Here is an 18,700-nt window from a genome sequence, read left to right as displayed (position 1 = left end):
GGCCCAAGTCAACCGGATGGTTTAATTGCGGCCATGGGCTACGACGCCGAGGCGACCCGCCGGCGGATCTTCGAGGCCGCCGCCGCCGAGTTCGCCGCGCGCGGGCTCGCGGGCGCCCGGATCGAGCGCATCGCCACCGAGGCGCGGGCCAACAAGCAGGCCATCTACCTCTACTTCGGCAGCAAGGAGAAGCTTTTCGGCGCCGTGGTGCGGGCCGCGATGGAGGAGATCGGGAAGACGACCGAGATCGATCCCGCCCGCCTGACCGAGTCCGTGGGCCGGCTCTTCGACTGGTACCAGGAGCATCCGGAGCTGATCAGGCTCCTGCTCTGGGAGGCACTGGAGACGCGGGGCGAGGTCCAGGGCGAGGACGAGCGGCGCGAGGCGTTCCGGCGGAAGGCCGACCGCTTCGCCGGCGCGGCCGGCGGCAGCGCGGAGCCGGGCGCCGGCTCGCCGGAGGTCGGGGACCTGATGTTCACCGTCTTCGGCCTCATCGCGTGGAACTTCGCCGTCCCGCAGCTGCGGCGGCTGATCCTGGACGAGGACGACGAGGCCGCCGCCCTGGCGCGCCGCCGCGCGGCCGTCCTGGAGGCGGCCCGCGTCCTCGCCGCAGCGCACGGGTCCGGCGGGGGCGGTACAACGCGATGATCAGCGCGGTGCTGTTCGACCTCGACGAGACGCTCCTCGACCACGAAGGCGCGGCGGGCGAGGCGGTCGCCCGCCTGTTCCCGGACGTGGACGAGGAGTGGCTCGTCCGGCGCTGGCACGAACTGACCGAGGAGGCCGTCGACCGGTACCTGGCGGGCGAGCTGGACTTCACCGGCCAGCGCCGCGCCCGGATCCTCCGGCTCGCCCCGGAGCTGGGTCTCGGCGACTGGGACGACGCCCGCGCCGACGCCTGGATCGCCCGGTACGTGGCGCTGTACGAGGCGGCGTGGCGCCCGTTCCCCGAGGCGCGGCGCGTCCTGGACGTCCTGGCGGCCCGCGGCCTGCGGCTCGGCGTGATCACGAACGGGGACGCCGAGCAGCAGCGCAAGAAGATACGCGCGATCGGCCTGGCGGACGTCCTGCCGTACGTCGTGGCGTCCAGCGAGGCCGGCTCCGCCAAGCCGGACCCCGCGATCTTCCGGACGGCCTGCGCGGGCCTCGGCGTCCCCCCGGAGTGCGCCGCCTACGTCGGGGACCGGCTCGTCACGGACGCGCAGGGCGCCGCCGCGGCCGGGCTCACGGGCGTGTGGCTCGACCGCGCCGGCGGCCCCGCGCCGGGCGAGCCGCCCGTCCCGCGCATCACGACGCTGGAGGCGCTGCCCCGGCTGCTCGCCGGCCGCTGACGCCGGGGGTCAGCCGGTCTGCAGGACGGCCTCGATCTCCAGGATGATCTGGACCTTCTCCCCCAGCCCGAGGCCGCCGCCGCCCGGGACCTTGGCGGTGTCGCCGACCCCGAACTCCAGGCGGCTGATCTCGCCCGTCGCGGTGAACCCGGCGCGGGCGCCCTTGAACGGGTCGTCCTCCCGGAACGGGTCCGGGCCGAACCCCTCGATCTCCAGCCGCAGCGGGACCTGCCTGGTCAGGCCGCGCAGCGTCAGCTCGCCGTCCAGGACGAAGCCGTCGCCGTCCCGCCGCACCCCCGTGGAGCGGTAGGTCATCGCTGGGTACTTCGCGACGTCCAGGAAGTCGGCGGACCGGACGTGCTCGTCCCGCGTGGCGTTGCCGGTGTCGACGGAGGAGAGGTCGATGGTCGCGGTCACCGACGAGTCCAGCGGGTCGTCGCCGGTCACGATCGTCCCCTCGAACGTGCCGAACCGGCCGCGGACCTTGCTGACCATCAGGTGCCTGATCGTGAAGCCGACGCCGGAGTGGAGGGGGTCGATGGCCCAGGTGCCGGCGACGTAGCCGGGGACCTCGACAAGCTCGGCGGTCATGGTGTCTCCTAGGTTATGAATGGTAAGGCGGTTCCGATCGGTAACCGCTCCCATAGTGCGGAGACCCCCGCGGTCGGCACAAGAAGGCACTTTTTTCTGCCCCGGTAACCTGGAGGGAACCATGGAGCACCACCCGGACCAGTGCCGGGCCCGCGAGATCCTCGACCGGGTCGGCGACAAGTGGTCGCTGCAGGTGATCGCGCTGCTCGGCGAGGGGACCAAGCGGTTCACCGAGCTCAAGCGCGAGATCGAGGGCATCAGCCAGCGGATGCTCACCGTCACGCTGCGCGGCCTCGAACGCGACGGCATCGTCACGCGGACCGTGTACCCCGTCGTGCCGCCCCGTGTGGAGTACTCCCTCACCTCGCTCGGCGCCACCCTGATGGACGCGGCCGAGACCCTCGTCATGTGGGCGGCGACCCACATCGACCAGATCGACAGCGCACGCGCCGACTACGACGCACGCGCCGCCGCGGAGGCGTCCCTCGTGAGATCCGCGTCGCAGAACACGCAGACGTAGTGCTCGTCTTTCACGACGTTGAGCTCCCCGCATTCGGCGCAATGCCGGAAAACGAACAAGGCCGTGAATCCCTCGGGCCGCTGAAACCCCGCGCGGTCCAGCGCGGCGGCGACGGCGGGCCAGGATTCCTCCCCCGGGCAATACCCGGTCGACTGGTTGCTGACCTCGGTGACCACCGCGCCATCGAAGGCGATCTCACCCGCTGCCAGGACGTCGCGTCCGCCGGCGCACACCACGTGCTCACTGCGGCGCGGCGCAATGCGCAGAACCCCGTCGAGAGTGACGACAAAGGTGAACGGCTCGTCCTGGGCTTCCACGTCGGAAGCCGACCTGACGGGCTCACCCGCCGTTCCGGAACGGACCAGCGCCCGCAACTCCGGCGGCCCCACATAGGCGTACACATCGCCACCGTAGGATCGTCCGCCGCTCAGCGCACCCGAAAAACCATGTGCCGCTCCTCAGACCGCGGAGGTACGGTGGGCGGCGATGGTCATTCACGAGGTGGGACGGCGAGCTAGCCGCGCCGAGCTGGGGAACGAGCAGTCGTGCCCGGCCCGGCTCGGCGGTGTGCGCCGTCATCCCATCGACCTCGTGAGGCCGTCCCATGCGCTCTTCTGACATCCGCTCGACCTTTCTCGGCTTCTTCCAGGAACGCGACCACCGCGTCGTGCCGTCGAGCCCGCTCGTCCCGTCCGATCCGACGCTGCTGCTGACGAACGCGGGCATGAACCAGTTCAAGCCGTACTTCCTCGGCGAGACCACGCCCGAGCATCCCCGCGCGGTATCGGCGCAGCGGTGCGCGCGCACGTCCGACATCGAGAACGTGGGCCGCACCACCCGGCACGCGACGTTCTTCGAAATGCTCGGCAACTTCTCCTTCGGCGATTACTTCAAAGAAGAGGCGATCACCTGGGCGTGGGAACTGTTCACACGCCACTACAACCTCGACCCGGAACGCCTCTGGGTCACCGTCTACCGCGACGACGACGAAGCGCACCGCCTGTGGCGGCGCATCGGCGTCCCGTCCGACCGAATCCAGCGGCTGGGCATGGAGGACAACTACTGGTCGATGGGCATACCGGGCCCGTGTGGACCGTCGTCCGAACTCCACTACGACCGGGGCCCGTCCTTCGGCCGCGAAGGCGGCCCGGCCGTGGACGGCGAGCGCTACCAGGAACTCTGGAACCTGGTCTTCATGCAGAACCTCCGCGGCGAAGGATCGGGTAAGGACGATTACCCGATCCTGGGCGAACTCCCGGCGCGGAACATCGACACCGGCCTCGGCCTCGACCGCCTCGCCGCGATATTGCAGGGCGTCGACACCGTCTGCGAAACCGACCTCCTTTCGCCGACCCTCCACCTCGTCCAGGAAAGGGCGGGGCTCGCCTACCCCGGCCGCGACGGAAGCGACGACTCGACGTCCTTCCGCGTCGTCACCGAGCACTCCCGCTCGATCGCGTTCCTCATCGCGGACGGCGTCCTGCCCGCCCGCGACGGCCGCGGCTACGTCCTGCGCCGCCTGATGCGCCGCGCGATCCGGCACGCGCGCCGCCTCGGCATCGACCCCGCGCTCCCGGACCTGACGTCCAGCGTCGTCGGCACCTACCCGGAACTGGCGCCGCAGTCGGACCTCATCCGCCAGGTGGTCACCTCCGAGGAAGAGGCGTTCGGCCGCACGCTCCGCCAGGGCACCCGCCTCCTCGACACGGCGATCAGCCGCGCGACGTCCACGATCTCCGGCCGCACGGCGTTCGAACTGCACGACACCTACGGCTTCCCGATCGACCTGACCATCGACGCGGCGCGCTCCGCAGGCCTCACCGTCGACGAGGACGAGTTCGCCGAACTCCTCGACCGGCAGCGCCGCAAGGGGCACCGGGTCAACCAGGACCGCAAGGGCGACGCGGTCGCACGCCAGGACCACTACCGCCGCATCACCGCGCGCCACGGCCTCACGGACTTCGTCGGCCACCACACCGAAACAGCGGAAACACGCATCACCGCGCTCCTCGGCCCCAGCGGGGAACTCCCGAGCGCGCACGAGGGCGACGAGATCGACGTGATCCTGACCCGCAGCCCGTTCTACGCGGAGTCGGGCGGCCAGGTCGGCGACACCGGAACGATCCGCACCACCGGCGCGACCCTGCACGTCCTCGACACCCAACTCGGGCTGGACGGCCTCCACGTCCACACCGTCCGCGTCCTGGACGGCGAGCTGCGCCCCGGCGACGAGGCGGAGGCGTCCATCGACGGCGACCGGCGCGCGGCCACCGCGCGCTCCCACAGCGCGACCCACGTCCTGCACGCGATGCTGCGCCGCCTCCTCGGCGACCACGCGACCCAGCGCGGCTCCCGCGTCGAACCAGGCCGCCTGCGCTTCGACTTCGCGCACTTCTCCCCCGTCGACACCGTCGCCGTCCAGACCCTCGTCAACGACTACCTCCTGGACGACCCCGAAGTGCGCGTCTGGGAAACCAGCCGCTCCTCGGCGGAAAAGGCAGGAGCGCTGGCGATGTTCGGCGAGAAGTACAACGACGACGTCCGCGTGGTCGACATCGGTGACGCGTCCCGCGAACTGTGCGGCGGCACCCACGTCGGCCACGGCTCGCAGGCGGGCCCCGTCCACATCGTCGGCGAGTCGTCCATAGGCACGGGCCTGCGCCGCATCGAAGCGCTCACCGGCCCCGACGCCCTCCGCCACTACGACCAGCAGACGCACCTGCTCAACGAACTGGCGGCACTCCTGAACGTCCACCCCAACGAAGCACCAGACCGCCTCCGCCAGCGCCTGGAAACCCTCACGGCGACCCAACGCGAACTAGAGGAACTCCACAGAACGAACCTGCGCGTCCAGGCCCAGCACCTCTCCCCCCAGAAGGAACCTCACCCCAACGGTTGGCTCCTGGCCCAAGCGATCCCCGGCCTAACCCCCAGCGACCTCCGCACCATCGCGACCGACGTCCTCACCCCGCGCGGCGTAGTGATCCTTGGCACCACCGCCAACGACAAAACCGCACTGGTCGCCGCAGTGGGCACAGACCTCGACATCACGGCACGCGACCTCCTGACCCGCGCCGCCCAAGAGCTGGGCGGCGGCGCCGGCGGCAAGGGCAGGATCGCGAACGCGGGCGGCCGCCACCCCGAGAAGCTCCCGCACGCGATCGCCACGGCCGCGACCGAAGCCCGTGCCCTCCTCGGCTAGGCGAGCGACCAGGGTCTGATCAGGACTAGACTTCTCCCCGTCATCGCGATCAGCGGTGATGTGCGGGCTGTAGCGCAGTTTGGTAGCGCACTGGCTTTGGGTGCCAGGGGTCGTGGGTTCGAATCCCGCCAGCCCGACCGGGGAGACCGTCCGGCGGCCGACCACCGTCTCCACCCGTCCCCGAAACCCTGTACGCTACGGGTTGGCGATCGAGACCCCCGAGGCTCTCCATCCGCCCGCGGGCGTAGCTCAATGGTAGAGCCCCAGTCTTCCAAACTGGCTACGCGGGTTCGATTCCCGTCGCCCGCTCTCCTATTTCCCCAGGTCAGAGCCCTGTGGGGCGATCTTGAGAGCACCTTCCAAGATCATTTGTCACCCATTTGTCACTGGGATCTGGCACGTCTGAGCGGCATCCTGGTTCAACTGCGAACCTTCGTGATCATGGTCTGACCGTCTCTGGCGGAGATCAGCACGGTGACGGATCTTGCGCCCTCAACGCGGAAGGTCCGGCTCCCGGAGAGGGAACCGGACCTTCGTTCGTTGGACGGCTCGCTAGCTCGGCTCGATGCCGAGGAGTCGGCGGAGGTCGACCGTCACGATGCGGTAGCTCGTGCCGATGCGGATCACCTTGCAGGGGAACTGGCCTTGTCGGGCGAGCTGGTAGGCGCGTGTTCGTCCGAGCCCGATGGCACGAGCGGCAGTTTCCACGCTGATCGTGGTGGGGAGGGCGAGCAACTCGTCCTGGCTCATCTGCTTCACGCTCCAGCCCCTCTCCGCGGGTTGCCGAACCATCTCGTGCGCAGCCGCCCGTTCTCGGGATGTCTCGCTCGTGGCTCGGCTCGTCGGAGCGTGGCCGCAGGTGCCGGTTCGGTGACGGGGTTGGGGGACGGTGTCGCGCCGCCTCCGGGCGACAGACCGCTGCTGTGAACGTGGTTGATCGCGCTCCGGGCCTGGTCGACCGCCTCGCTGCATCCCGCGCCCTGGTGGCGGGCGTGGAGGATGGCGCGACTGAAGGCATCGAGTGCTTCGTCGAGGCTCGCACCGTGGTCACGAACGAGTCGTCCGTCCATGTGCTGACGCATGAGGAAGCGTTCGAGTTGGAGGAGAAGTTGGTCGAAGCCGGAGGCGGCTGCGTGGACGGCGTCCAGCACCGCGTAGACGGTCGCCGGCCCGGCAAGGCCTTGCGGTTGACCGACCGCCCGCTTCAGCGCGCGGACGGCGCCCTCCAACTCGTAGGCGGACTGTTCTGTCTCGTCATCGGTCTGGACGTCACGACTGGGCTGGGTGTGGTCGAAGGTCATGAGTGCACTCCTGAAGGTGCAGACCCTCTGTGGGAGGGCCAGAGTTGATCGTGGACATGACCCTTCCTTCCTGATGGGGAGCGGCAGGCAAACGCTCTGCCACTCCATGACGTTGTTTACGCTCCGTCATTGTGCACGTACCGTGATCACGACTCCACCATTGCGAACGCATCGGCAAGTCGCCCCTACCCCTGGTCAGCGCCTGGGTGCACCCTTTCGATGCGAGGGCCTCTCAGACGGACGAGCTGCGCGGGTGCCCGTGGACCTCAACCCGTCGACCAACGGCACAGGGAAGGACTCGGCCACGAGACGTGCCATCACCCGCCCCTCTTCAAGGGTCTCCGCGACTTGCGGCGGCACGGAGGTAGCTTGCCGGGGCTCCGTCCGTCGGACGACGTGCAGCCGCCCGGCGGCCCGGCGTGCGGCATCGGCTTGGGCAAGGCGCTGCTGAGCAAGACGATGCTCCGCTACCGATTCGATGAGGTCTGCAATGTTCGCGATGAGGAACAGCAGATCAACCGTGAGATCCCGCTTCTGCTCGCGTCGATCTCCCCAGCAGACGTTGGTGATCGCAAGCGCCCGTGCTGCCGCGCGCAGGGCGCTTCCGTACGGCGTGACTGGTGGTGGACGGCCGAATGGTTCTCGGGCCGCGCGGTCGTAGGCGTCGGCGGCCTTGGCCAGTTCGCGGTTGCCGGTGATGTCCGCCGTGACGTGCAGGACGTCAGCGGCCGCGGCTGCGAGGTCAGCACGGACACCTGGATCATGAAAAACTCGCATCTGCCAAGCCGCTGTCCCGGCTACTCGGGCGGCCTCCTGGTAGGCGGCAACGCGCACCTCGTGGTCGGTGGACGAGCCCGTCGTCCACCTTTGCGACCGGGCCACCGGTCGGCGGACCTCGCTGTCCGTCCACTTATGGCGCAGCTTGGGCAAGGTGAGGTCGGTGGCAAGCTTGCCACCGGAGAAGAAGATCGGTTCACCCTCCGAGTTGGTGTACTCGGGCATCGCGACGGCGTAGCCAGTGACCTCACCGGGCGTCCGGACGCTGAATCTCAGCCGTACCGCCAGCCCGCGCTCGCGCAGGCCGGCGAAGAACGCCTCCTCGCTGCCGGACGATGCGGCGACGGCGGCCACGTGCCGCCGCAACGCAACACGAGGCGGCTCCTCCAACCCGGCGCGCTGGGCCCGCTCCAGCTCAGCCCGCGAAGGACGCGGCGCCGCCGTCCGATCCGCGGGCGCGGTCCGGCACAGCCCATACCGTTGCTCGACGACCTGGCACGCTGTGCGGGCCTTGAGGTAGTCGCGGGTGATGTTGGGTCTGCGGCCGTCCTCTCGCGCGAGTGTGGCCACGACATGGATGTGATCGTCCGCGTGGCGCACGGCGATCCACCGGCACGCCTCGGGATCGCCGCGTGGTGCGATGCCGGTCTGGTGCATCAGCTCCTCGGCGACGTCGGCCCACTCCTCATCGGTCAGGGGACGATCGGTCCGGGCGGTCCGGAGCGAGCACTGCCAGACCGACTCAGCGGGCCAGCTCCGCCGCATCGTCTCCAGCGGAGAGCGCAGCGCCTCGGCCAGCGGCCGGAGATCACGCTTCCCGTCCGCGCGCCGTGTGGGCTCCAGGACGGCCGGGTGCCGGTATCCGGCAACGATGTGCGGATCGGCATGCTCGTTCCGCTTGCCCGGCCCGTACAGATAGCGCAGCAGATTCCCGACATCGGCGCCGCGAGTGACCTTCGCAATCACGGTAGACGTCGACCAAGTTCGACGATGACGGCCTCGGTCCGCCGCACCACCTGGAAGCAGTACGCCGCCAGCCACGTCACCGATTCCGGGACCTGGCCGTGGGCGTTGGCATGGCGCACGAGCTGGTTGAGATTGACACCGACCGCGTTGATCTGACGGCTGGCATTGCACAGTTCGGCATGCAATGCGACGAGCGCCCCGTCCACAGGCCGCTGCTCTCGAATCGCAGTCCGAACCATCTTCACAACGAAGGCGCTGCAGGCGAGTCCGGCACGCGTCGCCGCTTCGTGGATCTCTTCGTACTCTTGGTCGCCGACCCGGATTCTCAACTCCCGCTCTCGCCGCCGCCCTCCGCCGAGCTTCGCTCGACGCTGCAGCGGCTCCGAGCCGTCGCTGCCTCGTTTGGATGTCGTCATGTACCTCCGCTCCTGGCTTTCTGAGGGACCGCGCTCGGTCCCCTACCTGGCCAGTGTGATCTTCCGAGCGGAAGTTATCCACAACAGGTAGTGCTCTACCAGCTATCTTGCATCCCGCACTGAGTTGATTATGCGTCAGGTTAAGAAACTCAGTTCATGTCAATTGACGAGCCGATCCTGTCGCTCGCTGCCGGGTACTACTGCAGCGTTCACCTTGCTGACGAAATCCTCACTACCCGCTCTGCGCGACAAGAACACGAATCGCCGAGAACGTCTTCGGTGTCGGATTTGGCTTCGACCAAGCCGCGGCTGTCATCCAGGGGCATCCATTCGATCCGCTCGGCCTCCCAACCCTCGGTAGGCGGTCCGAAGTGAGTGGCGCCCTCCGCCCAGAAGACGTGGTACTGCGAGTCAGACATTTCTGGGGTCGGGTGGGCAACGGCGAGAGGACGCATCGGCCCCGCCGCCACCCGGTCGCTTCCTCAACCTCGCGGTCGGCTGCACCGCCAGGTTCCTCCCCGTCGCGGCTATCGCCGAAGAGCACACGACACCGATCGTCCACCACTACCTCGCCAGCGCAGCCGGCTCGGGATCGGATGATGCGCTGCTCCAGATGATGGCCGCCGGTGATCTCGGGTGAACGTGGCGCTTGAACACCCGAATGCCTCGGCTCGCGGGGTCCACGAGGCGGCCGCAACTCCCTGCTTCGAACTAGCTCAACCATCTGATTACAAGCGAGATCAGAACCGTCCAGCGCTGCCCCACACGTCTCCTGACCAGCGGTGCGACATCCCGCACGCCGACACCCGTCAGAGGTCATCCGACTCCGTTGTAGCAACCACACCCGGTCCCGGAGAGTGCGCCTACGCGAGCGACGAGGCGGTGTGAACAGCCGGTTTCGAGCGGGTCCTCCCTCCTGTCCGCCAGGGGGCTGGTGGCCTGAGGGCGTGAGGTCCCCGATTTAATCACACCCCCTCTGAAGATCCCTCTTCGGTCAGCTTTCACCGGCGGCGCCAATTGAGCGTTCTGCGTTGTCGATCAGCTCTTTGTAGGTGAGGACTTCGACGCGGCCAAGGTGCGTGTTGAGCGTACGGAAGGCTTCGTGGATCGCGACCTCGGGCACGCTCGGCTGCGCTGCAGGATGGCCGATCAAGACAGTCGCGCTCGCACGCCGTGTCTCGATACCGATTTCATTGCGGATCCTAAACCGATGTTCATCGAGCCCGACGAGGTAAGCGATAGCCTGACTCACGGCGTCGTTGACCGCCGACGCCGCGACCCAAGAGCCGCGATGTTTTTTCACCAATGGATTCCGCAAGCCCATAGCCAGTTTAAGTTCCACAATCTGGAGCGCTCCGTCGGCGCGAACCAATGGAATGTCGTACTCATCGCCCGGCACTAGTCTTCGGTATGTCTTTTCGTCGTCAACGTAGCGCCCACCGAAGATCCAGTATTGTCCGTTGAGCGCTTGCTGGATTTGGTGTTCGGTTGCTTGAGGATCCTCAACCACCGTCCGCAGAGCGGTAAGGCCAGCCGCCCGACGCTGAAGTTCGGCTGCCCGCAGCAGAGTCTCCCCAGTATCATCAGCAGCCAACAGAGCGAGGGCCTGGGGGGTCATCACGAGCCGGCGTGCCTCCTCCCGGGCGTCCTCCACGTCTATGCGATTCCGAAGCACCCTCTCTATCCAGAGCGCATGCTCGGCTCGCCCTCGCGGAATCCGGTAACGCCCCGGACGGCCCTCCGGAGCCTCAATGAACGCAGCGTCTTGAGCAAGGGACTCGACATGCTCCAGCAACTCAGGCAGCGCGGCACCTGGACGCTCCGCCAAAAACTCTTGGCCGACTTCGGCGAAGAATTTCAAGCTCGCTGCAGAAATTCCCGCAACGAACTTACGATTCGTCTCACTCCGCAAACCGTCCTGGAACAGCCGGTACTGTTCCTCCAAGACAGGCCTGAGTATTCGCCCTTCAGCGTAGTCGATCGAGTCCTGCACGAGCCGCACCACGTGCCACTCGTCATAGTCCGCCGCCCTCTGCCGCGCTTCAGCCAGCAGCGCCACCAGCTCCGCACCGCCGCGGCGGTGCCCACCGGTTCCTCCAGCCATGTGGGTGATCGCACGATGGATCCATTCCTTCACACGTGGCTCAACTGCGTGTTCGTCAACCTGCCTGAGCTGACGCTCTAACGCCCAATCGGCGCGAATGTCCATCCCCAAAGTATGCAGCCAACTTCACCATGGGGCCGCACTTCGCGACATCGTGCATGTGGCGGTTGCGGTTGATTCATTTCCCACGCCATCGTCCGGCTGGGCCGCAGGGACCATCAAGAGCGACTTACCCGGTGAAGGTTCATCCGTGGAGCGTCCGGCTGGGTCAGACGTCCTCTTCTAGGAGTTGGGCGGCAGCCTTTGGTTCCATGACGTTGAACCAGGCCTGTTCGGGACCAAAAAGACTTCGCTCTGGGAGCCTGACTGCGGTGTCCCAGAGTTCCGGGTCGCAGCCGGGAACGTGCCGCAGGATCACAGCGACCAGATCGCCGGGGACAGAGCCGGTGATCTTCACGGCGACATAGGTCTCGTTTCCGTCGTCAGCACGGACGACGATGCCCAACCGGAAGCCGGGCAGATCGGCAGCATGCTCGTGACCGTCGTGCAGAGACCCGCGCGCCAACTCGCGGATCACCCTGATCAGTCGGCGGACCAGGCGGGTGCCTGCTTCCAGATGATGGCGCTTGTGGTCGTCGTCGGTCGGCAGCAGATGACCGATATAGGTTCTGCCGCCAAGCGGTTTGGCGTTCTCAGCGTTGTAGCGCGCACGAGCCGCCTGGGCGTCACGCGTGAGGGCCTGGTAGAAGTCGTCGCCGGAGCCGTCCTCACGTATGCCGGCGGCGATCAGCCAGGGCATGTTCGTATCGGGCCAGACGGCGCCGCGCCAGCGCTGGACCTTGACCTTGAAGACGACCTTGTCGTCTATCGCGCGGATCCGTTCGTGGCCGACCTCGTCTGCCGCGAACTGGGCGCGGGCCTTTGCCAGCAGGGGATGGTCTATCTCTTCTAAAGTCTGATCAAGCGGAGGCAGCGGGAGGCCGAGGTCCTCCAGGAGCGCCCGCAGCGTCGGTCGAGTCGGTTCCATCGATCAGGTGTCCTCGCTGATCCCGCCGAGTCGTTCGATGTCCTCGGCTGGGATGTCGGTCAGGAGGGAGACGCTGGAGGCGGCCGACCCGTCAAGCTTGCGGAGCTTGTCGAGCATGGCCTGACGCATCTCCTCGCGGCGGGACGCCAGGTAGGCCCGGACAGCCTCACCCACCAGATCCTTCTTGGTCATCCCGAGGAAGTGGGCACCGTCAGTGATCAACTCATCTGTGTCCAGGTCAACCTTGAGCGGCGCGGCGGCCCGTCCCGCCGTGGGCTTTGCGGCAGCCACACGATCACCTCCCAGTACCTTGGTACCCCATGGTACTTCGGTACCACGTGGATGTGGGATCGGCAGGTGGAGGAACCGCGGCCCCGGGCAGCGCGGGGTTACACAGAGCGCAGGTTCGGCCACGTCTCAGTGTGCTGGGCGACTATCTGGTCAGCGAGGACGGCCTGTAGTTGGCTGATCTTCGCTTGGGCTTCGGTGAGCTGAGCTTCGAGGTCTGAGGCTGTGTCCTGGCTCCCCTGCTGGGTGGCGCGGATCTTGGCTAGGGCTTCTAGGGCGGTTTCGTCGGCTGTGGGGAGGGTGTGGAGGTAGCGCTCCGTCGTGGAGATCTTGCGGTGGCCGAGGCGTTCTTTGACGACCTGGAGGTCGGCGCCGCCGGCTAGGAGCCAGGAGGCGTGGGCGTGGCGGAGGTCGTGGATGCGGGGTGACCATCCGAGGTCGGCGGCGTCTCGGGCCGGGTGCCAGCAGTGGGTTCGGAACCAGTTGGCGGAGATGTGGGGGGCGTCGTCGATGACGCGGGGGTTGCGGGGGTTGTCCTTGCCCTGGGCACGGCACTTGGCGCGGTAGGCGGCGTAGGCGGCTCGGCAGTGGTGACATTTGCACTTGCCGAGGCTGTACGCCGTGATCGTTCCGTGGGTGTAGGTCCGGCCGTTCGGGGCTTCGAAGGTGAGGGTGTCGGGGTCTAGGAGTTCGAGTTTGGGCGGCTCATCTCGGCGGCGACTGAAGAAGAGGTCATCGGGGGAGAGGTTGTTGGCTTCTGCATGGGCCTTGAGCTTGACGACGATCTGGGGGCTGAGTTTGAAGCGGCGCCAGCGCTTGCCCTTGGGGTAGTCCTTGACCAGGAAGCGGCGGCCTTCGGGGTGAAACCTGGGGACGAGTTCGACGACCGAGCGACTGACGGTGAGGATGCCGGTAGCGAAGTCGAGGTCCTTGACACGGAGTTCGGTCAGTTCGCCCCAGCGGAGGCCGCTTTCTATGTCGGTCTCGACCAGGAGCTTGGCAGTCGCGTCTGGGAGGGCCTCGTAGATGCGGGCGAACTGTTCTGCGGTGATGATCTGGCGCGGCTTCTCGGGGACGGGATCGGTCTTCACGCCGCGGCTGGGGTGGTAGACGAGGACGCCGTCGTTGACCGCGGTCGTGAAGATGGCGTTGAGGATCGCGGTCTTGCAGTACTTGATGCTGTAGGCCGAGGCGCCCTGCTTCTTGAGGTGCGTGATCCACTCGCGGACGGTCTCTGAGGTGATGTCCTGCAGCTTCATGTCGCCGAAGTACGGCATGACGTGGGCGGCGAGGGCGTAGGCGTAGTCCTGGCGGGTTGAAGCCTCGATGCGGTGGTTCGGGAACCAGCGTTCCTCTACATAGGTGCGGAAGGTCTGGCGGGCGCGACGGGGGTCGCCGGCCTTGCCTTCGGCGATGCGCGACTCGGCTCGTTGCCAGGCGCGGTCTGCCTCCTTGCGGGTGCCGAAGGTGCCGGCCGTCTGGCGGACGCCCCGTGCGTCGTCGTAGAGCGCCTGGTATCGGGTTCCCTCTGGACCCTTGCGCTTGCGTGTGAAACCCATGGCCCCCCGACCAAGATCATTTGTCACTGGATCATGGAAATCCGAGCGATACCGACGAGTACAGGATGGCACACGAAACTGCCTCTGACCTGCAGTTTAATGGGTTTTCCATGATCATCGAAAGGGTGATCGGCGCCGCTTCCAAACTGGCTACGCGGGTTCGATTCCCGTCGCCCGCTCCACCATTTTCCCAGGTCAGGGGCCACATCACGGCGATCTTGGAGTGACTCCAAGATTTTCTATCACTGGTTCTATCACTGCACCTGTGCGTGATCATGGTGGATCCCGTCATCCGGACCGGCACCGCATAGCACTCCCTCGGCCCGCCGATTGGACACCGCCTCGCCCTCAGCGGACTGGACATCACGGACAAATCGTCCACGTTCGGGGCCCTCCGGCTCGTCGCCGAGCAGCGGGCACGGGCGGCGACGAGAAAGACGAACCTCGTCACCCTCCGCCCCACGCCCTGGCATCGCGCAAGAGGCCATCAAAGGACACAAGGGGAACTGTGACCGCGTACGCCTTCGACGAGGATCGCCACGCACTCATCGCCCTCTGGGACAACAGATCGAGCCACGTCGCCTCCACCTGCGCCGTACTCCCCCGCGACATCCCCGCCGGCGCGGTCCAGCATCTCGCTCAGACTCTGACCTGGTTTTCCGCCCTGGCCTGACGGACCTACACCCACCCGGCCTCCGCATCGGACGAGCAAGAGGTGAACACCGAAGGCTGGCAACGCGAAGAAGACCGGAAAGCGTTCACGACAGTGGCGCAGCTAAGCGCGGTCGATGAGCGCTTGGACGCCGTCGAGGATGCGATCAAGGCCGAAGTCGAGTGGATCGAGCTCCGTGGAGGTGAATACGCCGTCGGCGATCGCCTTGGTCAAGGCGGGGAAGCGATCGCGGTGGCGGTTGAGTAGTTCGCCGGTCAGGCGGCCCCATTCGCGGTTGTGGTCCTCGTCGAAGTCGGCCAGTTGCTGGGCGAGGTTGCGTACCTGCCCGGCGATCAGGAGGAAGACCTGGTGGCGTTGGCCAGTGGTCAGGCCGGTCGGTTCCAGGGCGGCGAGTGCGGTGTCCATCCAGGCGAGCTGGTGGGGGCCCATGATCTGTCGGCGCATGGCGGTGGCGGCCAATAGCCAGGGGTGGGCCTGGTAGACCTCCCACTGGCAATGGGCCCACGCGGAAAGCCGAGGTCGCCAGCCGGAGCCGGCGGCCGACAGGTCGGGAGGCTCGGCGAGAACGGCCTCGACCATCAATTCGACGAGTTCGGCCTTGCCCGGCACGTAGCGGTACAGGGCCATGGCCGAGACGCCGAATTGGGCGGCGACCTTGTTCATGGAGACGGTCTCCAGCCCTTCGGCGTCGGCGAGGGTCACGGCGGCCTCGGCGATACGCCGGGGGGTGAGGCTGGGCTTGGGGCCACGGGCTGGTTGGTCCTGCTCGCCCCACAGCAGCGCGATGCCCGTCGGCAGGTCGCGCACCTTCTTGTCTTTGTTCTCCCGCCGCTTGGCCGCCTTGGCCATGGTCGCTCCCCTCGGTGAGGTCGTTCGGGAGGGGCGGTTGACACCCTCCCGCAACTGTATATAGCGTAAACTCGCTGGTTGCTACCATAAACAGTTTAGAGGAGTAACAGATGCTCGGCATCGCCATCGCCGCAACCGTCACCGTGGTCATCGCCGTCCCCGCCGCAGGCCTGCTCGGCTACCGTCAGCTCAGGCGCACCGCCCATGCCAAACGACTGCGCATCACCAGCCCGCACGGCATCGAGGAATCCGGCTTCGTCCGCATCGGTGGCATCGACCAGTGGATCTCCATCCGGGGCGAAGATCACCACAACCCGGTGATCCTGGAACTCCACGGCGGCCCCGGCGCCACCAACCTGATCTTCACCTCGCGCACCCGCGCCTGGGAACGGCACTTCACCATCGTGCGGTGGGACATGCGCGGCGCCGGCAAGACCTTCGGCCACAGCGGCCCCGACGATCAGGGCGACCTGAGCCTGCAGCGACTCGAGCGCGACGCCCTGGAGGTCACCCACCACATCCGCGCCCGCCTCGGCGTGGACAAAGTCGTGCTGCTCGCCTGCTCCTTCGGCTCCTTCGTCGGGCTGCGCCTGGCCCGCAACCACCCGGAGCTGTACTGCGCCTACGTCGGCACCGACCAGAACGTCAACGCCGGCGGCCGCGACCACACCGCCTACCGCGCGCTGCTGGACCGGCTCGGCACGGCCGGCAAGCGTAAAGAACTGGCCGCCGTCACCACGATGGGCCCGGACAAATCCACCTGGAGCATCGAGGACTGGTCACAGTACAACAAGCACACCGTCGGCTCCGACCCGCTCACCTTCGACACCATCAAGACCGTCGTGATCGGCTCCCTGCTGTCCTCCCCCCTGCACTCCCTGCGAGAACTGCCTGCCTACACGAAGGCCATGAGCTTCTCCCAGCGCGTCGCGCCCGAATCCGCGACCATCGATGAATGGGCCGAAGGAACCACGTTCACCATCCCGTTCTTTATCTTCCAGGGCGAGCGCGACGTCATCACCCCGCCCGAGCCGGTCCGGCGGTTCTTCAACGACGTCACCGCCCCGGCCAAGGACTTCGCCCTCATCCAGGACGCGAGCCACTTCGCCTCCTTCCGCCACCCCGACCAGTTCCTCGACCTGATGCTCACCAAAGTCCGGCCCCTGCTCACCAGCCAACCGAACACCTGATGAAGCGCCCCAACCCTTGCCATCACAAACCCGTCGGACCGGCGACCGGACATCGGAGCCGCTGCCCGGGTTCGGCCACCGACACCTCAGGCCACAACCGGCGATAGCGGGCCACTGCTCGGTTGAGGAAATCCACAGTCATGAGCAGGCACGTTAGGGCGACGACCACCTCGGACGACCCCGTCCCGCCGAAGGACGAGCCCACCGACGCCGAACTGGACACCACCCCCGCCGCCTCCGACGCCCACCTGGTCGACCATGCGCACGCACACGCGGGCCCAGCGGCCGCGCTGGCCGCCCTGCTCAGCGACACTTCACAGTTAAGGCTTCAATCGCAGCCATAGGGGCTTTTGTTGGCTTTGCATCAATTACTATCTCGACCGTCGCAAGCAGCGCCGAGAGCCACTTAAAAAAATATCCCGTGAGGCGGTCGGGAGCGGGGTGCCACGGTCGCTTGCGGATAGTGGGACATGGCCGCTGAGCTGCGTTGACGCTGGTTTCAAGATCAGGAACCGACACGATGCCCGCGTCCAGGTCAAGAGACGGCGCGTGGGCCGCTGGCGTCGGCCCCGCGTCTGGCCGCCCGGAGCGTGTGCGGCGGGGGTGCCGTCAGCGGACGGACGCGCTGGGCCGCGCATCGTGACGCGTCCGCCCGTCCGCCGGCGAACCGAAGTCACGGGGTCGCGCCGCCGCCCGCCTCGAAAGCCCGTGCCACCGTCTCGCGGACCTGATGCCACAGGTCGTCGTGAAGTGATGCGTCCAGCCCCTCGGCTCGAAAGACCGCCTCTGTGAACGAATCCACGTCCAAGGGTGGCGATGCACAAAGCGCCGCCTGATCTGCTGGGGACAGACAGAACCCCAGGCGGACGCACAGGTCACGCAGTAGGAAGCCCACATCCTCAGGGGCAAGCTCGGGAACGGTCACACCCACCATGCTCGGCCACCGACACAGCTAGGACCAACCGGGTTTCCCCGGCGGGTGAGCGGATGTTGCGGGCTGGCCTGGAAGGGTGCTCCATTCAGGGCGTGGTCTGCTGGTCCTGTGGGGGGGCGTCTCGCAGACCCGTCGTGCGTTCACCGCTCGCTCCACGTCCCGTGGTTGCCTTGCGCGTTGGAAGCAGCGGCGGGTCACGCTGCGGATGCTGGGCGTGCTGCGCACGAAGGTCTGCCAGAACGAGGCCGTGGCGTCGGTGCCAGTGCCGGGATCATCGGCTCCTTGAGCATCGACTCTGGTCTGGCTGGCCGCACACCGGTGGCCGGCCCGCGGCTACGAAACGCCATACCGCCACCAGTGCAGCCATGATCCGCTGGGCCGCCTTCGGCCTCATGGCCCTCTGCCTGATCCGCGGCGGACGACCCTCCGTCCGCCAAGACCCCTCACATACCTATAACGAGATCATTTTCGAACGCGCACTTTGAGAGCCCCGGCCGTACCGCTCGGCTCAGGGGCTCTCGTCGTGATGCGCATGATGGGGTGTCAGGGGAGGTCGTGTGCTCCGCGCTTGATGTCGGCGGCCAGGCAGCGGAAGCGCTCGACCGGGAGTGTGATGCGGGGGCCGCTCGGGTCCTTGCTGTCACGCACGCCGACGTCACCAGAGAGATTCGCAACCTCCACGCAGTTGGACTGACCGCCTGTACCGCTGCGGCTCGACTTGCGCCACTGGGTCATGTGAACTTCTCCAGTTCAGCCTCCAGCAAGGCCCGACTTGGGCCGACTGGGGCGGCTATGTCGCTCATCAAGTCGTACCTTACTGCCACTTCCTGCACATCGAACGGGTCCATGAGGAAGCAGCCACGCGTCGCCGCTTCGGTGAGCCTTTTCCACCAGCGCTTGTTGGTTGGTGATCACAGCACGATCGCTGGCGGCGTGGCGGGTCCTGAAACGTGAAGAAGCCCTGGTAGGACG

20 protein-coding genes and 2 tRNA genes are annotated in these 18,700 nt (G+C 67.2%); 9 read left to right on the top strand and 13 right to left on the bottom strand.

What is annotated here, in order from left to right:
• The first annotated feature begins 33 nt into the window (after window positions 1-33).
• Window positions 34-648, top strand: a complete 615-nt coding sequence (locus ACGFI1_RS43155; RefSeq protein ID WP_392793456.1) for a TetR family transcriptional regulator — start codon at window positions 34-36, stop codon at window positions 646-648.
• A complete protein-coding gene (locus ACGFI1_RS43150) occupies window positions 645-1,331 on the top strand; it encodes an HAD family hydrolase (protein WP_392793455.1) in 687 nt (228 codons plus the stop codon). The genes ACGFI1_RS43155 and ACGFI1_RS43150 overlap by 4 nt, the downstream gene beginning before the upstream one ends.
• A gap of 9 nt (window positions 1,332-1,340) precedes the next feature.
• Here ACGFI1_RS43150 and ACGFI1_RS43145 read toward each other — a convergent pair whose 3' ends face one another.
• Window positions 1,341-1,922 (bottom strand): YceI family protein, encoded by a 582-nt coding sequence (locus ACGFI1_RS43145; protein WP_138632810.1) that lies wholly within the window; start codon window positions 1,920-1,922, stop codon window positions 1,341-1,343.
• A 121-nt stretch (window positions 1,923-2,043) separates the two neighbouring features.
• Here ACGFI1_RS43145 and ACGFI1_RS43140 point away from each other — a divergent pair, with 121 nt between their 5' ends.
• Window positions 2,044-2,442 (top strand): winged helix-turn-helix transcriptional regulator, encoded by a 399-nt coding sequence (locus ACGFI1_RS43140; RefSeq protein WP_387072977.1) that lies wholly within the window; start codon window positions 2,044-2,046, stop codon window positions 2,440-2,442.
• Here ACGFI1_RS43140 and ACGFI1_RS43135 read toward each other — a convergent pair.
• A complete protein-coding gene (locus ACGFI1_RS43135) occupies window positions 2,376-2,843 on the bottom strand; it encodes a hypothetical protein (protein ID WP_392793454.1) in 468 nt (155 codons plus the stop codon). The two genes, ACGFI1_RS43140 and ACGFI1_RS43135, sit on opposite strands and share 67 nt — an antisense overlap.
• 203 nt (window positions 2,844-3,046) lie before the next feature.
• Here ACGFI1_RS43135 and alaS point away from each other — a divergent pair, with 203 nt between their 5' ends.
• The 3 genes from alaS to ACGFI1_RS43120 all read left to right on the top strand — a co-directional run bounded on the left by alaS (window position 3,047) and on the right by ACGFI1_RS43120 (window position 5,953).
• Window positions 3,047-5,644, top strand: a complete 2,598-nt coding sequence (gene alaS / locus ACGFI1_RS43130) for an alanine--tRNA ligase (RefSeq protein WP_392793452.1) — start codon at window positions 3,047-3,049, stop codon at window positions 5,642-5,644.
• A gap of 63 nt (window positions 5,645-5,707) precedes the next feature.
• Window positions 5,708-5,781 (top strand) — tRNA-Pro (locus ACGFI1_RS43125).
• Window positions 5,782-5,882: 101 nt separating this feature from the next.
• A tRNA-Gly gene (locus ACGFI1_RS43120) sits at window positions 5,883-5,953 on the top strand.
• A gap of 243 nt (window positions 5,954-6,196) precedes the next feature.
• On the opposite strand, the gene ACGFI1_RS43115 is transcribed toward ACGFI1_RS43120, so the two are convergent.
• The 8 genes from ACGFI1_RS43115 to ACGFI1_RS43080 all read right to left on the bottom strand — a co-directional run bounded on the left by ACGFI1_RS43115 (window position 6,197) and on the right by ACGFI1_RS43080 (window position 14,082).
• The gene (locus ACGFI1_RS43115) at window positions 6,197-6,394 is read right to left on the bottom strand and encodes a helix-turn-helix domain-containing protein (RefSeq protein WP_392793483.1); all 198 of its coding nucleotides are present in this window, start codon (window positions 6,392-6,394) and stop codon (window positions 6,197-6,199) included.
• 5 nt (window positions 6,395-6,399) lie between these two features.
• Window positions 6,400-6,945, bottom strand: a complete 546-nt coding sequence (locus ACGFI1_RS43110) for a hypothetical protein (RefSeq protein WP_392793450.1) — start codon at window positions 6,943-6,945, stop codon at window positions 6,400-6,402.
• Window positions 6,946-7,140: 195 nt separating this feature from the next.
• Entirely contained in the window at window positions 7,141-8,688 is a 1,548-nt protein-coding gene (locus ACGFI1_RS43105; RefSeq protein WP_392793448.1) for a relaxase/mobilization nuclease domain-containing protein, read from the bottom strand.
• Window positions 8,685-9,104 (bottom strand): plasmid mobilization protein, encoded by a 420-nt coding sequence (locus ACGFI1_RS43100; RefSeq protein WP_392793446.1) that lies wholly within the window; start codon window positions 9,102-9,104, stop codon window positions 8,685-8,687. Before ACGFI1_RS43100 ends, ACGFI1_RS43105 begins: the two co-directional genes overlap by 4 nt.
• 994 nt (window positions 9,105-10,098) lie before the next feature.
• Window positions 10,099-11,313: a Shedu anti-phage system protein SduA domain-containing protein gene (locus ACGFI1_RS43095; RefSeq protein ID WP_392793445.1), complete on the bottom strand. Its 1,215-nt coding sequence runs from the start codon at window positions 11,311-11,313 to the stop codon at window positions 10,099-10,101.
• 163 nt (window positions 11,314-11,476) lie between these two features.
• On the bottom strand, window positions 11,477-12,235 hold the full coding sequence (locus ACGFI1_RS43090) for a hypothetical protein (RefSeq protein WP_392793443.1): 759 nt from the start codon (window positions 12,233-12,235) through the stop codon (window positions 11,477-11,479).
• 3 nt (window positions 12,236-12,238) lie between these two features.
• Window positions 12,239-12,409 (bottom strand): hypothetical protein, encoded by a 171-nt coding sequence (locus ACGFI1_RS43085; protein WP_392793441.1) that lies wholly within the window; start codon window positions 12,407-12,409, stop codon window positions 12,239-12,241.
• A 215-nt stretch (window positions 12,410-12,624) separates the two neighbouring features.
• Window positions 12,625-14,082 (bottom strand): tyrosine-type recombinase/integrase, encoded by a 1,458-nt coding sequence (locus ACGFI1_RS43080; protein ID WP_392793439.1) that lies wholly within the window; start codon window positions 14,080-14,082, stop codon window positions 12,625-12,627.
• 508 nt (window positions 14,083-14,590) lie between these two features.
• On the opposite strand from ACGFI1_RS43080, the gene ACGFI1_RS43075 reads away from it, so the two are divergent.
• Entirely contained in the window at window positions 14,591-14,755 is a 165-nt protein-coding gene (locus tag ACGFI1_RS43075; RefSeq protein WP_392733871.1) for a hypothetical protein, read from the top strand.
• Between the two features lie 102 nt (window positions 14,756-14,857).
• On the opposite strand, the gene ACGFI1_RS43070 is transcribed toward ACGFI1_RS43075, so the two are convergent.
• Window positions 14,858-15,604 (bottom strand): TetR/AcrR family transcriptional regulator, encoded by a 747-nt coding sequence (locus ACGFI1_RS43070; protein ID WP_392793437.1) that lies wholly within the window; start codon window positions 15,602-15,604, stop codon window positions 14,858-14,860.
• A gap of 110 nt (window positions 15,605-15,714) precedes the next feature.
• Here ACGFI1_RS43070 and ACGFI1_RS43065 point away from each other — a divergent pair, with 110 nt between their 5' ends.
• Both ACGFI1_RS43065 and ACGFI1_RS43060 read left to right on the top strand, forming a co-directional pair.
• Entirely contained in the window at window positions 15,715-16,794 is a 1,080-nt protein-coding gene (locus tag ACGFI1_RS43065; protein ID WP_392793435.1) for an alpha/beta fold hydrolase, read from the top strand.
• Between the two features lie 140 nt (window positions 16,795-16,934).
• The gene (locus ACGFI1_RS43060) at window positions 16,935-17,138 is read left to right on the top strand and encodes a hypothetical protein (RefSeq protein WP_392793433.1); all 204 of its coding nucleotides are present in this window, start codon (window positions 16,935-16,937) and stop codon (window positions 17,136-17,138) included.
• 329 nt (window positions 17,139-17,467) lie between these two features.
• On the opposite strand, the gene ACGFI1_RS43055 is transcribed toward ACGFI1_RS43060, so the two are convergent.
• Entirely contained in the window at window positions 17,468-17,719 is a 252-nt protein-coding gene (locus ACGFI1_RS43055) for a hypothetical protein (RefSeq protein ID WP_392793432.1), read from the bottom strand.
• 552 nt (window positions 17,720-18,271) lie between these two features.
• Window positions 18,272-18,463 (bottom strand): DUF397 domain-containing protein, encoded by a 192-nt coding sequence (locus ACGFI1_RS43050; RefSeq protein ID WP_392793431.1) that lies wholly within the window; start codon window positions 18,461-18,463, stop codon window positions 18,272-18,274.
• Window positions 18,464-18,700: the final 237 nt, after the last annotated feature.

The sequence above is a fragment of the Actinomadura geliboluensis genome (assembly GCF_043197915.1).
Taxonomy (GTDB): domain Bacteria; phylum Actinomycetota; class Actinomycetes; order Streptosporangiales; family Streptosporangiaceae; genus Spirillospora; species Spirillospora geliboluensis.
This window is presented reverse-complemented; position numbering and strand designations above follow the sequence as displayed.